Origin of the sequence: Halorussus sp. MSC15.2 (assembly GCF_010747475.1) — an archaeon.
Classification (GTDB): domain Archaea; phylum Halobacteriota; class Halobacteria; order Halobacteriales; family Haladaptataceae; genus Halorussus.
In genome coordinates, this window is record NZ_VSLZ01000004.1 from 62,248 (window position 1) to 77,166 (window position 14,919).

16 protein-coding genes and 1 pseudogene are annotated in these 14,919 nt (G+C 64.1%); 6 read left to right on the plus strand and 11 right to left on the minus strand.

All coding sequences use genetic code 11. From position 1 onward, the window contains the following. The first annotated feature begins 101 nt into the window (after positions 1 to 101). Positions 102 to 998, plus strand: a complete 897-nt coding sequence (locus tag FXF75_RS15230) for a hypothetical protein (RefSeq protein ID WP_163522721.1) — start codon at positions 102 to 104, stop codon at positions 996 to 998. A 128-nt stretch (positions 999 to 1,126) separates the two neighbouring features. Here the strand turns inward: FXF75_RS15230 and FXF75_RS15235 are convergent, their stop codons facing one another. Next, positions 1,127 to 2,011, minus strand: a complete 885-nt coding sequence (locus tag FXF75_RS15235; RefSeq protein WP_163522722.1) for a DUF6498-containing protein — start codon at positions 2,009 to 2,011, stop codon at positions 1,127 to 1,129. A gap of 530 nt (positions 2,012 to 2,541) precedes the next feature. Between FXF75_RS15235 and FXF75_RS15240 the strand changes: the two genes are divergently transcribed. Beyond that, positions 2,542 to 3,870 carry an arylsulfotransferase family protein gene (locus FXF75_RS15240; protein WP_163522723.1) on the plus strand — a complete coding sequence of 443 codons (1,329 nt, stop codon included), beginning with the start codon at positions 2,542 to 2,544 and terminating at the stop codon, positions 3,868 to 3,870. Here FXF75_RS15240 and FXF75_RS15245 read toward each other — a convergent pair. The 5 genes from FXF75_RS15245 to FXF75_RS15265 all read right to left on the minus strand — a co-directional run bounded on the left by FXF75_RS15245 (position 3,867) and on the right by FXF75_RS15265 (position 6,985). Beyond that, a complete protein-coding gene (locus FXF75_RS15245; protein WP_240334706.1) occupies positions 3,867 to 5,081 on the minus strand; it encodes a glycoside hydrolase in 1,215 nt (404 codons plus the stop codon). The genes FXF75_RS15240 and FXF75_RS15245 overlap by 4 nt on opposite strands. 107 nt (positions 5,082 to 5,188) lie before the next feature. Then, positions 5,189 to 5,512 carry a hypothetical protein gene (locus tag FXF75_RS15250; protein ID WP_163522724.1) on the minus strand — a complete coding sequence of 108 codons (324 nt, stop codon included), beginning with the start codon at positions 5,510 to 5,512 and terminating at the stop codon, positions 5,189 to 5,191. Between the two features lie 182 nt (positions 5,513 to 5,694). Continuing rightward, entirely contained in the window at positions 5,695 to 6,003 is a 309-nt protein-coding gene (locus FXF75_RS15255) for a hypothetical protein (protein WP_163522725.1), read from the minus strand. Positions 6,004 to 6,110: 107 nt separating this feature from the next. Further along, positions 6,111 to 6,416 (minus strand): hypothetical protein, encoded by a 306-nt coding sequence (locus FXF75_RS15260; protein ID WP_163522726.1) that lies wholly within the window; start codon positions 6,414 to 6,416, stop codon positions 6,111 to 6,113. Positions 6,417 to 6,805: 389 nt separating this feature from the next. Beyond that, positions 6,806 to 6,985 (minus strand): hypothetical protein, encoded by a 180-nt coding sequence (locus FXF75_RS15265; RefSeq protein WP_163522727.1) that lies wholly within the window; start codon positions 6,983 to 6,985, stop codon positions 6,806 to 6,808. 175 nt (positions 6,986 to 7,160) lie between these two features. On the opposite strand from FXF75_RS15265, the gene FXF75_RS15270 reads away from it, so the two are divergent. Further along, on the plus strand, positions 7,161 to 7,595 hold the full coding sequence (locus tag FXF75_RS15270) for a hypothetical protein (RefSeq protein WP_163522728.1): 435 nt from the start codon (positions 7,161 to 7,163) through the stop codon (positions 7,593 to 7,595). A 2-nt stretch (positions 7,596 to 7,597) separates the two neighbouring features. Then, positions 7,598 to 7,885, plus strand: a complete 288-nt coding sequence (locus FXF75_RS15275) for a hypothetical protein (protein WP_205427698.1) — start codon at positions 7,598 to 7,600, stop codon at positions 7,883 to 7,885. A gap of 39 nt (positions 7,886 to 7,924) precedes the next feature. Here FXF75_RS15275 and FXF75_RS15280 read toward each other — a convergent pair whose 3' ends face one another. The 4 genes and pseudogenes from FXF75_RS15280 to coxB form a co-directional block, all read right to left on the minus strand. Next, the gene (locus tag FXF75_RS15280) at positions 7,925 to 8,095 is read right to left on the minus strand and encodes a hypothetical protein (protein ID WP_163522730.1); all 171 of its coding nucleotides are present in this window, start codon (positions 8,093 to 8,095) and stop codon (positions 7,925 to 7,927) included. Positions 8,096 to 8,220: 125 nt separating this feature from the next. Continuing rightward, the gene (locus FXF75_RS15285) at positions 8,221 to 8,484 is read right to left on the minus strand and encodes a cytochrome C oxidase subunit IV family protein (RefSeq protein ID WP_163522731.1); all 264 of its coding nucleotides are present in this window, start codon (positions 8,482 to 8,484) and stop codon (positions 8,221 to 8,223) included. Positions 8,485 to 8,536: 52 nt separating this feature from the next. Continuing rightward, a pseudogene (locus FXF75_RS15290) lies at positions 8,537 to 11,133 on the minus strand (cbb3-type cytochrome c oxidase subunit I). Continuing rightward, complete coding sequence (gene coxB / locus FXF75_RS15295; RefSeq protein ID WP_163522732.1) at positions 11,130 to 11,951, minus strand: cytochrome c oxidase subunit II; 822 nt, start codon at positions 11,949 to 11,951, stop codon at positions 11,130 to 11,132. The pseudogene FXF75_RS15290 and the gene coxB overlap by 4 nt, the downstream one beginning before the upstream one ends. Positions 11,952 to 12,047: 96 nt before the next feature. Between coxB and FXF75_RS15300 the strand changes: the two genes are divergently transcribed. Next, a complete protein-coding gene (locus FXF75_RS15300) occupies positions 12,048 to 12,578 on the plus strand; it encodes a DUF6789 family protein (protein ID WP_163522733.1) in 531 nt (176 codons plus the stop codon). A gap of 156 nt (positions 12,579 to 12,734) precedes the next feature. Further along, a complete protein-coding gene (locus tag FXF75_RS15305) occupies positions 12,735 to 12,884 on the plus strand; it encodes a hypothetical protein (protein ID WP_163522734.1) in 150 nt (49 codons plus the stop codon). A 31-nt stretch (positions 12,885 to 12,915) separates the two neighbouring features. On the opposite strand, the gene FXF75_RS15310 is transcribed toward FXF75_RS15305, so the two are convergent. Beyond that, on the minus strand, positions 12,916 to 14,703 hold the full coding sequence (locus tag FXF75_RS15310) for a cbb3-type cytochrome c oxidase subunit I (RefSeq protein WP_163522735.1): 1,788 nt from the start codon (positions 14,701 to 14,703) through the stop codon (positions 12,916 to 12,918). Positions 14,704 to 14,919 lie beyond the last annotated feature (216 nt).

Consider the following 14,919-nt stretch of genomic DNA (forward strand, 5'->3'; position numbering starts at 1 on the left):
CGAACGCTCACGTCCCGATGATATTTCATACAATAAATAACAAAAAATATGACTATAATAAGAAAGGTTCATAATAAGTCGATGTTCAATCCACTACTGCAATGTCGGAGAAGAACGAACTGACACGTCGGAAGGCCCTCTCGGCTTCCGCCGGACTTAGCGGTGCGATAGTAGGAATTCCATCCGTCGTAGTAGGTCAGTCGAAGAGTAACGACGACTCTCACGCACAGACTCCGGCAAAGGTCACGGAGATAGTCGAAAACTCCGAACACTTCGTCGCGAAGCCAGAAGCGTACCATCGGGTCAAGGAGCAGTCGATATCTCCCGAGTCCCTTCCCCCGTCCGCCACTCCCGACGACGTCGAAATCTACTTCGGGAAGTATAAAAACGCGAAACCGCCGTCGGGTAGGTTCGCCGAGTTGGGAAGTCCCCTTGAGGTCCAGCAGAACGACGGTCCACTAGCCCTCGAAAGCGACTCCCAAAACCGTCTCGTAACGGACGGTGCCGTCGTCGAACCGCAGGTCAGCGACCTCTTCTACATGGAGAAGAACCTCGGTACCCATACCATCAAGGAAGCTGGACACAGCATCGACGTCGGTGTCAAAGTCGGTGCTGGTCTCAAAATCGACCTGATAACTTCGGACCTCCAAGTGGGCGCTACCCTCTCGTGCGACATCACGCTCACAGTCGGCGGAGCGAGCCTCACGGTGACCCCCGCGAGTTTCGGCGTTTCCGCAGGACCCAGTGAGAAAGACGGTTACTGTATCGGTCCGGTGAAGTTCGATTGGGCGAACCTGCCCGGAGGAGAAGTCGAGTTGTGCGGTGCCCTACAAGTCCTGACGCATTCCAACGGCGAGATTAGCCTGAAGGTCTCGCTCAAGGGACTCGACGTCTGTGCAGACCCGTGTCCGGGAATCAACTGTCCCGTCTGTGCGTCGGTTCTGTCGGGGTCCGTCGGTCTCACGACTCCACGGTTCGACCCGGGCGCCTTCATGTAGGGTTGTCGGGTTCGGTAACGGGTAACTCCCCGTATAAACGCTCCGTCCGAGACCTTTTTTTCGGCGCGTAATCGAACGAGTGTGCGTGTCCGTCCTTCGTCCGGTCGAGCGAATCGGAACTCCCCGACTCAGCCGGAGCTTTGGAAAACGACGAACAAGAACGACGAGAGGAGGATGCCGAACGTTACGACGTACGTGAGAGCCGCCCGTCCCGACAGTGTAACGGTCTCCGATGGGGTCGAAGGCGAGAACCACGCGGCGTAGCTATCGGGGTCGGGGAGCCGTTCGGCACGAAAGCGCCCCCATTCGAGGAACAGCTTCAACGCGAGGAACGACCCGGCCCATAGCAAGTAAACTCCCCAGTGCGGAAGGACACCGTTCAGGAGCGCGCCAACTAGTAGCGCGTAGAGGAAGAACGGCGGAACGAATGCGAGGTACACGAGGATGAACCGTACCGGCGGTTCGAGGGTCATGTACGCCGACAGCTCTTCGTGTTTTCCCCGACGAACGTACCGACGGTAGAGAGTAACGACGTGTACGCCGAGTATGACCGCTCCGACTCCGAGCACGAGTGGTGAGGCGAACACCGAAAACATCGATAGGAACTCCACCGGATTCCCCGGACTGCCGATGTTGCTCTCCAGAGTGCCCGCCATCCAGTCCGCACCGGCGGTGAACAGTATCACGAACACCACGAAAATCAGCGTCGGAAGGATGACCCGCAGGTTCCGAGTGTATATCGGGGGGAGGAACCGGCTGAGAGTCCGTGGCGTCTGACTCCAGTATCCGTTTGCAACTGTCCCGGGGAGCACCGTGTACTCCCGTTCTTCGACGCGGCTCTCGGGTTGTGCGAACATCGCGTAGCCGCTGTAGACGAGCATCAACGCCACTGCGTCGCACCAATAGAGTAGTCCGATGACGAGTAACTCCCAGTCGAACAGAAAGAACCCGACAAGCGGCAGGAGATTGGCGAGTCCCACCAGTCCGAAGTCGATAGCATCGTTTCTGTTCATCGCGTATCGCTTCGTAGTAATCACCCACTGCTAATAGCTCCGGTGGTCCGTCTTTCCCTGCGAGAAGACCCACCGGAGAGCGGCGGTTCGTCGGGGCTACCTTTCGAGAGGGGGCAACCGCTGTCCACTTGGACGTCTCCTCACGTCGGTTTACGAATCACTCGATTGGGCTTCTCCATTGGAGTTCCCCGAAGCACGTGACCAGTTCCTCGGTGGGGGTGTCGTCGAGGTCACCGTTCCGATGCCGACGACTCGTACCGACGACCGCACCGACCACTCGACGGGCGAATGTCAGCACGCGGACTGGAACGACACCGTCGTACCCGAGTTATCTCGTCCCTAATCGGACCGATTTCGGTCCGTCTCTGTCCGTCGTCACCGACAGTAGCCACAACCTTCACTGACGAGAAACGCCCGTCTGGGACGCTATTGTCTCGGATTTGGCACTGCGTAACGCGCTGGCCCACTGTTGGGTTCCCAATCGAAAAGATGGCCCGAAGAGTATAGTGTTTCGGGGTTGCCTAGAATTCATGGTCCGACCGACACTTCCGACTATCGGGCGGCCGTCGAGGACCACCGCGGTTCGCTCCGTGTTCGCGGTTCTGCTTCTGCTCTCCGTTCTCCTGCTCGCCGGGAACTACGTGACCACCGCGCTGGGAACGTCGGACCGAAACGCGGCGTCGCTGGCCGGTAACGGGGTGACCGTACTCACCGAACAGACCGGTCCGCTGGAGGTGTACGGACCGAACGAGACCGAACTGAACGAGTACGAACGCTACGCGCGCTACTGGGACGTAGACGAGAGTCCGGTCGGGAGTCGAACCCTGCTCTACACCGCGACTAAGTGGGTCCCGAAGACCGAGTGCGACTGGAAGCGCTGCCGACGTAACGTCGTCGGGCGACTGAATCTCACGACCGGCGAACACACCGAACTGTTCTCGCGCATCTACTCGGACCGGGGGAGCAACGAGTGGCACGACGCCGACCGCGTCAACGGGACCCACGTGGCCGTGGCCGGAATCCGCAAGGACCGCGTGTTCTTCGCCGACGTCGAGAGCGACCGAATCACGTGGCAGTGGCACGCCTCCGAGCGGTATCCCCGCGACATCGGTAGAGGCCAGTACGACTGGACGCACCTCAACGACGTCGAGGTGCTGGACGACGGCCGCGTCATGGCCAGCGTCCGGAACATGGACGAGGTGGTGTTCATCCGCCCGGGGCGCGGCGTCATCGACGACTGGACGCTGGGTTCGAACGACAACTACGACGTGCTGTACGAACAGCACAACATGGACTACATCCCCCGCGACCGGGGTGGTCCGGCGGTTATCGTCTCCGACAGTCACAACAATCGCATCGTGGAGTTCCAGCGAGTGAACGACCAGTGGCGTCAGTCGTGGGTCTGGAAGGACGCCAAGATGCAGTGGACGCGCGACGGCGACCGCATGCCCAACGGTCACACCCTCATCACGGACACGAACGGCGACCGGGTGTTCGAGGTGAACGAACGCGGGGAGGTCGTCTGGCTCGTCGAGACCACCAAGGCGTACGAGGCCGAGCGACTGGGAACCGGCGACGAGAGTCGGGGCGGGCAGAGCGCCGCGGCGCTCGGACTGCCGTCACACACTACCGCAGGCGGTCCGTCGGGGTCGAAGTACTCGCGGTTCACGCTCGAAGTCTGGCAGTTGTTCAGCGACAACGCGCCGCCCTACATACTCAACAGCATCCTGTTCGTCCTCCCGCCGTGGATAGACCCCGTCCAGTTCCTCCCGCTCGGTGTCGCCGGAACGACGCTCGTCAGTTGGTCCGGTATCGAGTTGTACTGGCGGGTGGACTGGCGGCGACTCCTCCCCGTCTAATCGCTGGCGTTCCGCTTCGGTTTCAGTTCCGAGGCCCACTCCGGCCATTCGCGGCGCTGTTCGAATCCGCTCACGTCCGCGTCGCCCGACATTGCCTTGATGGCCTTCGCGTCCGCGCGGTTCCAGACCGCCCCGTCCTCGTGGAACAGTCCGTTGATGATGCCGCGCTTGCGCATGTACCGGACGTAGGCCGGTTTCACCATCAGCGACCAGAAGAAGTTGCCGACGCCGTACTGGTGAATCGTCGGCGCGATGGAGGCGTAGTCGGGTTGCCACTGCTCGACCTTGCCGCTGCTACCCCATCCGTAGTCGGCGACGCGCTGCCACTCGGTCAGGTAGACCGGCATGTCGAGGTCCTCGCCGAGTTCGACTGCGTTCGGGAGCAGGTCGTGAAACACGTCGGTGCTGTTCGGGAAGTTGTAGTGGAACTGGAGGATATCGACGCCCCAATCGACGTACTCCGCGTTGTTGGAGAGGCTGGTCGAACCCACGGTCAGCGGGACCGACCCGCGGTTCTCCGCCATGGTCTCGAACATGGCGCTCGCGAACCGCTTCATGGTCGGGAGCCACCCCGGTTCGTTCATCACTTCGACGGCGAACAGGCGGTCGTCGTCTCGCCACCGGTCCATGAACCACCGTACGTACTCCCGCGGGTCGTTCCACAGACTGCTGTACTGGACGACCTCGCTCGACGGCGACTGGACCGGCGGCGCGGTCCGCGGGTCGGTATCGTGGAGGTTGCGTTCGGTCGGTTCCCTGCCGACGCTCTCGAACAGGCCGAACAGTACTTCCATCCCTCGGTCGTCGGCCACCGTCAGGAAGTGGTCGATGGACCGCTCCAACTCGTCGGGGCTTTCGAGCCACTTTTCGTAACTCACCCACGTCCGGATGGCGTTGAGGTTCACGCGCTCGGCGTATCCGAGGTCGCGCTCGACGACCTGTTCGTCGTAGTCGTCCCACATCTGGAAGGTATTCCACGCCCGCGAGGGGACGTAGAGCGCACCCCGAACGTCGATGGGGTCGGCGGCAATCTGAGTCGTCGTCTCCGTCGCCGCGTCGGTAGACGAGGACCCGTGGCCGCTCTCCTCGTCGTGGGCGGAACTGTTCCGTCGCGGCCGACTCCCGGTCGGACCGGTGCACCCCGCTCCCCCGACGAGTCCGGCCGAGACGCTAGCTCCCAGAAACCGCCGACGAGTGTACCGCTGGGTCATTGAAGCCCGCCACGACAGCATCTCGTGTAAAAGTGTACTTACGTTGCGCGATAGGTTGCGATTTCCGCGCTGGACAACGCCCAGTTTCCCGGGCGTCGGACGAACTCCTATCGCGTCCCTCGGAGCACGATTTCGGCGTCGCACTCCGGACAGGCACCCCGGTCGGCGTCGAACTCGGTCTCGCAGAACGGGCAGAGGTGGTCGCCACTCCGGTCCCGTTCGGCTGACGCCGAGTCGTCGCTCGTCGTCTCCGACCGGTTCGGAGTAGCGTCGCACGACTCGCTGGTCGTCGAACGCGAGTCGTCCTCGCACTCCGGCCCGGCCGTCACCCCGGACTCGTCGTCTCGTCGCGTGCGTTCGTCGCCTCCTCGCAGTCCGCTGGTTATCTCTCTCAGGTCCATCTTGTTGAGTCGTCTGGGCCACGGTTCCATTGTTATGGCGCGCCTTATCCGCCGTAGGAGGCTCCTAGGACCGCACAGGTCGGACCTGTCCGACGGCGGTCGTCGGTCGCCGCGGATGAACCGCGCGAAAGAAGCGTTCGTTGGGCCGACGGTCGTCGCCGCTGGGCCGACTGAATCGGGTCCTACCGCGTGCGTTCTCGTCGCGCACCGCGTCACGCGAGGCGGTCGAGCGCGCGGAGCGCGACGCGGGCCGCGAACAGCGCCAGCACGGGGACCGCAGAGGCCGCGGCGACCGTCGCCGCGGCGGCCGCGAGCAGGGCGAAGGGGTGGCCGGGCAGGGTCGCCAAGACGACGCCGAGCGCGAACGCGACGGCCGCCGTCCCGACCGCGAAGGCCGCGGCGGCGACGGCGAAGACGGCCGTCATCTTGGCGTAGCGGTCCGCGACGTAGCGCGTTCGCGAGACCGCGTTCCGCAAGGTCGTTCTCGTTGGTCGTTCGGGCGTGTACTGCGTGTATCGCATTGGTCTGGGTCTGGTCTTGTCGGTAGTCGAGCGATGCGTCGCCTCCGCACGGCGTCGAGGTCGGTGGGTCGTCGCGGAGTCGCCGAGACCGACCCGGAGCGGCCCGGTCACGCCGACCGGTCGGTCTCGACGGCCGTGACGGTCCGGACGCCGAACTGGTCGGCGACGGTCTCGCGGACGGCCGCCCGCTCGTCCTCGACCGAGTCGTCGAGTCTGAGGTGCAGGCGGACCGAGGCGTCCACGCGGAGGTCGTTGAGCGTCGGGGTGACGCCCGAGATATCGACGACCTCCGTGTGGTCGACCGCGGCGCTCCGGCCGAGGACGGTGACGATGCCGTCCTGTAACGTACCGTCGTCGCCGCGCGGGACGTGGATTTCGAGGTCTGCGGTCGCGTCGATTGTCGGTGCGGTCATGGTAGTGCGGATTGTGTGGTGGTGTGGTCGTCAGGTCGGGTTCGGTGCGATTCGGTTCGAAGTGGGCGTGTTTGTCGCGAGTGCGGTCGATGCGTTCCGGTCGGTCGGCGTGGCCCGGTGCGGACGCGGCGGTCTCGGTCGGTGTCTCCCTGCGAGCCTTCGCTCGCGGCCGCGAGACGCGGCGCTATCGGGAGCGCAGATGTGTCTCTTCGTTCGGAGACCGACTCGCGCGGACGAGTCGCGACTACCGGGTCGATGCGCCGGAGAAGGACGTGGCCGAACGGACCACGCTCCCGACGCACGCCGCTCGCTTCCGAGTTGTGAGTTCGAGAGGAAGCGAGCCGACCCGGCGTCGCAGTGCCGACGGAACGTCGGCGTCCGCGAACGCCCTACGCGGTCGGGGTGGTCCGTTCGAGGCAATACGTACTATTGCCCATGTGGTCCACCTGTCCGGCATCGCAGGGCATCACCGGAATCACTCCGGTCGGACCCGCGGACACCGAACCTCCGGACGCGATGCTGTCGGCTTCCGTGCCGAAAGCGCTCGCCCGGAGTGGTGGACAGTTCATGGGTGTATCACCTCGCGCGCCCAGTCGTTCTGGGCGGCTGAAGTGTTTCCTGCTATTATCGGTTATCTATTAAAGCTGACTGAACACTGTTAACAGTCACCAAACTAGCGACCGACGGACACCGGGTCAATCTTTATGCCTGTTACTATCTAACAACCGTACAGGGACGACTCTCATGGCCGAAACAGCCTACCTGGCGAGCGCCGCCGTGACTGGAATCGCCGTACTCGCGGTCTGGGCGTTCGTCACACGGATGGAGGACTGGCGGCACTACGACGCCGCGAACGCCGAGGGCGCGCACACGTCACGGTCGCCAGACGCGACCGACTCGGTCGGGACGTGGGCCGCGGCCTTCTTCGCGCTGGTTCTGGTCGCGGGCGGCGGGGCGGTCCTGCTCGTCAGCGACGTCGGGGTGGCGTCCGCGGTCGGCGACTGGGTCGCAGTGGGGTCGGTCTTGGGGGTGTCACTCCTCGGATTCCTGCTCTGGGGTACCTACAGCTCCGCCCGGTTCCGCGGTCTCCGGAGCGCGCAGGCGGCGCTTCTGAGCGCGTGGCTGTTTGGGTCGCTGTTCGTGGCGGCCGTCGCGGTCAAACTCGTCCTCGGTGGGTGACCGTGAGCGTCACAGACTCCGAGGTCCGGGTCCCCGACGACGAGACGCCCGCGCGGTGCCCCCACTGCCGCCGTCCGTTTCGCAGCGAGCGACTCCGCGCGCTCCACCTCGGCGACTTCCACGGCGAGGACTGCTCGACCGACCAGCGCGAGGCCTACGAGGACGCGCTGGAGGCCGAGCGCGAGGACCTGTTCCTCTACCACCTCAAGGTCGTCGCGGCGCTGGTCGGGGTGTACGCGTTCTTCTTCCTGACGTATCTCGCGGTCTCGATGGCGCAGGCACCGGGATGAACCGCTCCCGGTCGCTCGGCGTTCGACCGCGCGGCCCGATTACTCGTACCTGACCGCGAACTCTTCGCCACACCGATTGCAGAACCCGTCACGGACCTTCCGACCGTCGTACTCCTCGTGGACGCGTCGGACCGAGCGTCGCGCCGGTATCGTCGCTCCCGTTTTCTCTTCGCAGTGCGGACAAGTCACCCGAACACCTTTCTCCGCCATACGCTACGTGGTCTCGGCCGTCCTGAAAAGTTTTGAGGTATGGTAATTTCTGTTCCGCGCGGTCGCCAACTCGTCCCGCTGCGTCGGTCTCTCGACAGCGCGGCGGACAGACCGTCGCCGCCGTCCTACAGTATCGAGTACGCCGCCGCAGTCGTCAGCGCCAGCGCCGCGAGCAGGCCGACGAACATGGTGAACGCCACCGACCGGGGTTCCCACTTGAGGTGCTGGTAGTACCACGCCACCATGAGCGCCTTCACGAACGAGAGCGCGATGATGACCCAGAACGCGGTCCAGTAGGGCAGTCCGCCCGACTGCTCCACGAGGACCTGCGCGGTCGCGAAGACGAACAACACGACGTAAATCGCGGTATAGAGCTTGAGTCTTGTCATGGTCGGGTTCGTGATGTCGGTTCGGTGGTAATTGGGATGTTGCCGGTCATGGTCACAGGATGTAGAACAGCGGGAACAGGAACAGCCACACGATGTCCACGAAGTGCCAGTACAGGCCGAAGTACTCGACCGGCCGGTCGTCGTCGAGGTACGCGCCGTTCCACGCCCGCACGATGAGATACAGCGTGACTATCAACCCCGCGACGACGTGCAGGCCGTGTAAGCCGGTGGTCAGGTAGAACGTCGAGGACGCGACGTTGTCCCGATGTCCCACCCGTGCGGGAACGCCTCGGTGTGGACGTGGAACAGGTGGAGCCACTCCAGCGCCTTGTTGACGAGGAACGCGATACCGAGGACGAACGTCGTCACGAGCGACCCGACCAGTCCCCAGCGACTTCCCCGCTCGGCCGCGACGAGTGCCAGCACGACCGTGAAACTGCTCGTCAACAGGATGTACGTGTTGATGAGTCCCGGGAGCGGAACGTGGGCGGCCGGTATCAGGTGGTGCCAGTCGGTCCACCCCTCCGCGACCCGGATGAAGGCGTACGACCCGATGAACGCGCCGAACAGTACCACGTCGCTGGCGAGGAATATCCAGACGCCGAGCTTCGTGTTCCCGACGTCTTCGAACGGCCAACTCTCGCCGAACGGACCGGTCAGGGCGTGGAACTCCTCGCGGGCCATCCTGACCAGCGCCCACAGTCCGCCGAGCAGACCGCCGACCGTGAGGGCGACGTAGAACCCGCCTTCGAGTCCGTCGGGGTAGCTCGCTTTCTGCAGGCCTGACAGCCCCAACAGCAGGACGAACGACGCGAGTCCGATTACGAACGGCCAGATGCTGGCGTGGCTCTCTTCGTTTTCGTCTCCCGCGTGCGTGTCCGCGAGTTGCCCCTGTGCGTCCCGCGCGACGCCGCCGTCGGTCGCCTCTTTGCCCGCTAACTCGCCGCCGTCGGCCACGCCGCCCGCGCCGCGTCGGAACTCCAGCGACCCGCTGGAGAACGACGGCTTGCCGGGGAAGTTCTCGAGGGGCGGCGGCGATGGAAGCGCCCACTCCGTCGTGGTCGAGTAGCGCCACGGATTGTCGTCGGCGTCCTCGCCCCGCCAGAGACTGGCGAACAGGTTGTAGAACATCACGAGGAACGACGCGCCCAGCAGGAACCCGCCGACGGTCGATAGCTGGTGCCACTGGAGGAACGCCTCCGGATAGACGAAGTCCCGGCGCGGGGTCTCCCACGCGAGGAACATCGGGAAGTACAACAGGTTGAACCCGACGAAGTAGAGCGCGAAGTGGACCTTCCCGAGGAACTCGTCGTACATCTTGCCCGTCATCTTGGGGTACCAGTAGTAGAGACCGCCCACCAGCGCGGTCACGCCCCCGACCATCACGTAGTGGAAGTGCGCGACGACCCAGTAGGTGCCTCGGAACTCGTAGTCGAGGACGACTGCGCCGAGGAAGACTCCGGTGATGCCCCCGAGGATGAACAGTATCAGCGCGCCGAACGAGAACAGGAACGGCGTGGCGAACCGGACCTTCCCCTTGACGGTGGTGTAGATGAGCGCGAACACCATCAGGTCGAACGGCAGCGAGATGCCGATGGTGGTCGCCATGAACAGCGTCTTTATCTGGAGGTTGATGCTCGTCAGGAACATGTGGTGCATCCAGACGAGGAAGCTCTGGAGCGCCACCAGCACCATCGCCGCGATGAACCACTTCCGGCCGACGAGACGCCGCCCCGTGAACGTCTGGAACGTCTCGGCCATCACGCCGAGCGCCGGGAAGAAGACGATGTACACCTCCGGGTGGCCGAAGAACCAGAACAGGTGCGCCCACAGCAGCGACCCGGCGTGACCCGTCGCCGCGAAGTACTGGGTCCCCAGCAGGCGGTCGGCCGAGAGAATCATCAGCGCTGCCAACAGCGCCGCGAACGCGAACAGCATCATCCACGTCGTGAGCAGGATGGTCCACGTGAACAGCGGCATCCGCCGGAGAGTCAACCCCTCGGCGCGCATCCGGTGCATCGTCGTCAGGAAGTTCACCGACCCGACAGTCACCGACGCGGTGAACATCACCAGCGCCAGCACCGCGGTGCTCGCGCCGATGTTCGGAGTGTACACCGGGAGGTTCAGCGGCGCGTACATCGTCCACCCGCCCCCGAAGGTGCCGCCTTGGAAGAACGAGACGCCCATCAGAACCCCCGAGAAGAGGTAGAGCCAGTACGACAGCGCGTTCAACCGGGGGAACGCGAGGTCTTTCGCGCCGATTTGCAGGGGCACCACGTAGTTGGCGAACCCGAACGCGAACGGCGAGAGGAACCAGAACACCATGATGAGACCGTGGGCCGAGACGGCCTGATTGTACTGGAGTGGTTCGAGCAGGCTCACGCCCGGCGTCCACAACTGGAGGCGCATCAACAGCGCCAGCACGCCGCCGAACACGAGGAAGAACAGCGCCGTGACGGTGTAGAGGATGCCCACGTCCTTGTGGTTGGTCGTGACCAGCCACCGCTTCACGCGGCCGGGGTCGGGCAGGTCGTGGTGATGGTCGGTCCCGTGTGAGGCGTTCGCCACGCCGCCGTCCGTCTCCGTCCCGCCGTCCGTCTTCACACCGTCGTCGGTCTCCGCGTCACCGTCGGCGTTCCCGTCGGTCATGCGCCCACCTCCAGCGCGTTCGCGTTCGCGAGCGAGGTTGCCCCATCACCCGGAGCGACGGCGTCGCCCGGACCGAGGAGCGCCGAACTGTTCGACGCCGACCCGTTCGCACTCGTGGTGTTGGCGTACCACGACTCGTACGCCTCGGCGTCCATCACCACCACGTCCGCGGTCATGTAGGAGTGGCCCGCCCCGCAGAGTTCGAAACACCTCGCCTCGTAGGTCCCCGTCTCGTTCGTGCGGAACCACGTGTCGGTCCTCTGGCCCGGGATGGCGTCGGTCTTCACCCGTAACTCCGGCACCCCGAACGTGTGGAACACGTCCTCGGACGTGACTCGGAGGTGGACCGTCTCGTTCTCGGGGACGCGCAGCGTACTGGACGTGTGTCCGTTCGGGTAGACGAAGTCCCACCCGAACCGATAGCCCACCACGTCGATTTCGAGGCCCTCCTCGCCCTCGCCGGGCGGATTCTCTTCGACGTAGAGCAGCGTCCCGTAGGTCCACGCGATGAGCGAGACCACGATTATCGTACTCAGTCCGAACGAGAAGAACAGTTTCCGACCGCCGCCCCCGCCCGTGGGGAGTTCGCCGAGGCGGGGTCCCTCGTCCTCGGTCGCCCGCCCGTCCCCGTCGCGGTACTTGTACGCGTTGTACACCATGTAGCCGATGACGACCACACCGACCAGCGTCCCGAGTACCAAGAACACCGTGAATATGCGCTGGAACACCTCCACTCTGGTTCCCTTCGGTACTATCCCGGACTGGGCCGGGAGGAACTCGCTGGCGGCGAGGAGTAGCGCTCCGGCCGACGATACCATGACAGTTGATAACATCGTACGTGTACTTATCGGTTTCCCACGAATATTCGTGAAAGAGGGAGAACGCTTTTGGATTGTCGAACGGTATCGTACACCATGGAGGGGGACGAACCGGAGCTATCGACGGACCTGCACGAGGACGTGACCGAGGGGACGGAACCCGACTTCGACCACCTGTGGGGAATCGTGACCGACGGCTTCATCGGCGCGGTCGGCGGGTTGGTCGGCACCGGCGCGCTGACGGTCGGACTGCTCATCGCGGCGTCGCTGGATGCGTTCCAGATAGAGAGCTTCGGAACGCTGGCCGAACTCACGGGGTTCAACGCGATTCTACCGCTCGACCCGACCGCGGTCGGGTACGTGCTGTTCCTGTTGACCGGGATGGTCATGTGGCCGCTCCTGTTCGCGTCTATCGGGGCGTATCTGCCGGGCGAGAAGTACGCGACGAAGGGAATCCCGTTCGGATTCGTCCTCTGGACCGGGTTCGCGCCCGCCTTCTACGAGGGGTACACCGGACTGGCGATGGCGCTCTACCTCGTGCTGACGCTCGGTGCGCACTTCTCGTACGGGTTCACGCTCGGAGCCGTGTTCGACTACCTCGGGGACCGCCCGGAGACGCTGGTCTGACCTCGAGACGCTATTTTCGACGGGCAGTAACGAGGGAATATCGACCGATACCGACGGTACTGATACCGATACCAGCGATTCCGATACCGACGCTCTCCGACCGCGCCCGAAGACGTTCGGCGGAAGCTATCCGACGGGAGCCTCCCTTCCGCCGATATGCACAGCGACTCCCTCGGCGTCGTCCTCGCGGTCGGTGGACTGGCGCTCGGCTACTACGTCGGCGGAACGCAGACGGCGGTTCTCGTGGCGCTGTTCGGGTTCTTCCTCGGAAAAGTGACGGATAGTCTGACGAAGACGGTCGGGTGAGGAGTCGAGCGAGGGTTCGGTCGCCCTCGTTTCACTCCCGCTCGCCGCCGTCGGGGAGCGGTTTCTCACCGTCGTCGGCCGCCGTCGTCTCGCCGCCGTCGGTGGCGGCGAGCGCGGTCTCGCGCTTGCGCTCGAACCACGCCCACTCGTGGGTCAGCAGTCCGTCGTCGGCGAGGTCCCACGGGTCGCCGTCCTCGACCTCCGGGCCTTCGAGCCACGACTGGACCACGTTCCAGACGAAGATTAGTTGGCCCAGCGCCAGCAGGTAGACGCCGACAGTCGCTATCTGGTGGAGGTTCGCGAAGTACGAAACGGGGCCGACCGTGAGGTCGTACCCCGCGTACCGACGGGGCATCCCGCCGTACCCCAGCAGAATCATCGGGAAGAACGTGACGTTCGTCCCGACCATCGACAGCCAGAAGTGCGCCTTGGCGAGCGTTCGCTGGTACATCCGACCGGTGTACAGCGGGAACCAGTAGTAGACCGCCGCGAAGACCGCGAACGCGATAGCGCCCATGATGACGTAGTGGAAGTGCGCGACGACGTGGTACGTGTCGTGGAGGACGAGGTCCACCGGAATCGCGGCCTCGAACACGCCCGTGACGCCGCCGACGATGAAGTTGGCGACGAATCCGACGCAGAACAGCATCGGCGCGGTCAGCCGAACTCTGCCGTTCCACATTGTCGTTATCCAGTTGAACACCTTGACCGCGCTCGGGAGCGCGATGGCGATAGAGACCGCCATGAAACTCGCCCGAATCCGGGGGTCGATGCCGGTGGCGAACATGTGGTGCGCCCAGACGCCGAAACTCAGGACGCCCAGCGCGAGTGTGGAGTAGACCACGAACTTGAACCCGAACAGCTTCCGGCCCGAGAATCGCGGCAGGATGAGACTCACTAGACCCATCGGCGGCAGCACGAGGATGTACACCTCCGGATGGCCGAAGAACCAGAACAAGTGTTGCCACAGCAGCGGCCCACCGCCCGCCTGTGCGAAGAACTGGGTCCCGAAGTTCCGGTCGAGCAGGAGCATCACGAGCGCGCTCCCGAGCAGCGGGAACGAGAACAGAATCTGTCCGGACTGGACCAGCACGGTCCACGAGAACAGGTCGAGCGTCGCCCACGACACGTCCTCGTCGCGCTGGGTGAAGATGGTCGCGATGAAGTTGATGGCTCCCATCGTCGCCGAGACGCCCGAGAGGTGTAACCCGAGCAGCATCAGGTCGATGCCCGGGTTCGCCTGTTCGACAGAGAGCGGGGGATACATCGTCCACGCCGTCTGCGCGCCCGAGATATCGCCGACGAACGGTTCCAACAGGACGCCGCCCCAGATGAGTAACGCGGCTATCGGCAGCAACCAGAACGCGATGGCGTTGATGCGCGGGAACGCCATGTCGTCCGCGCCGATGAGCAGCGGGATGAGGTAGTTCGAGACGGCCGCCAGAATCGGCGTCCCGAACAGGAACAGCATCGTGATGCCGTGGGTGGTCATGAGCGCGTTGTAGAACGTCGCGCCGAGCAGGTCCACCGGCGGCGTCACAAGTTCGGTCCGCATCAGCAGGACGGCCACGCCGCCCCACGCGAACGAGAGCAGGCCGAACGTCCCGTAGAGGATACCGACGTCCTTGTGGTCCACGGTGGTCAACCATCGCACGATACCCGACGGTTTCTCGGCGGTCCCGTGCCCCGATTCGTGGCCTGCCGCCCCGCCGACGGCGGGGGTGTACGACTGCCAGTCTTCTATCCTCGTCAGCCACCACCCGACGCCGAGAAGCAAGAGGCCCATCAGTACTGTCAGGGCCGGTCGTACCGTTGCCATGTGGGCCGATTGCCGGCGAACCGATATGGAAATTGTCGGGCACATGTTCGGTCGGGTGTTTTACTGTCCCTTCGGTGGTGAGCGTAGCCCTCCGTTCTGACCGTGAGTGCGTCCTCTCCGGTGATTCCGTTTAGCCCGACTTCCCACCTCCAAATAGTACGATTACTATCAGCAATCGTCCGTCTGTAGTGACTGTTCTCTGGTCAGCGCGTAGTA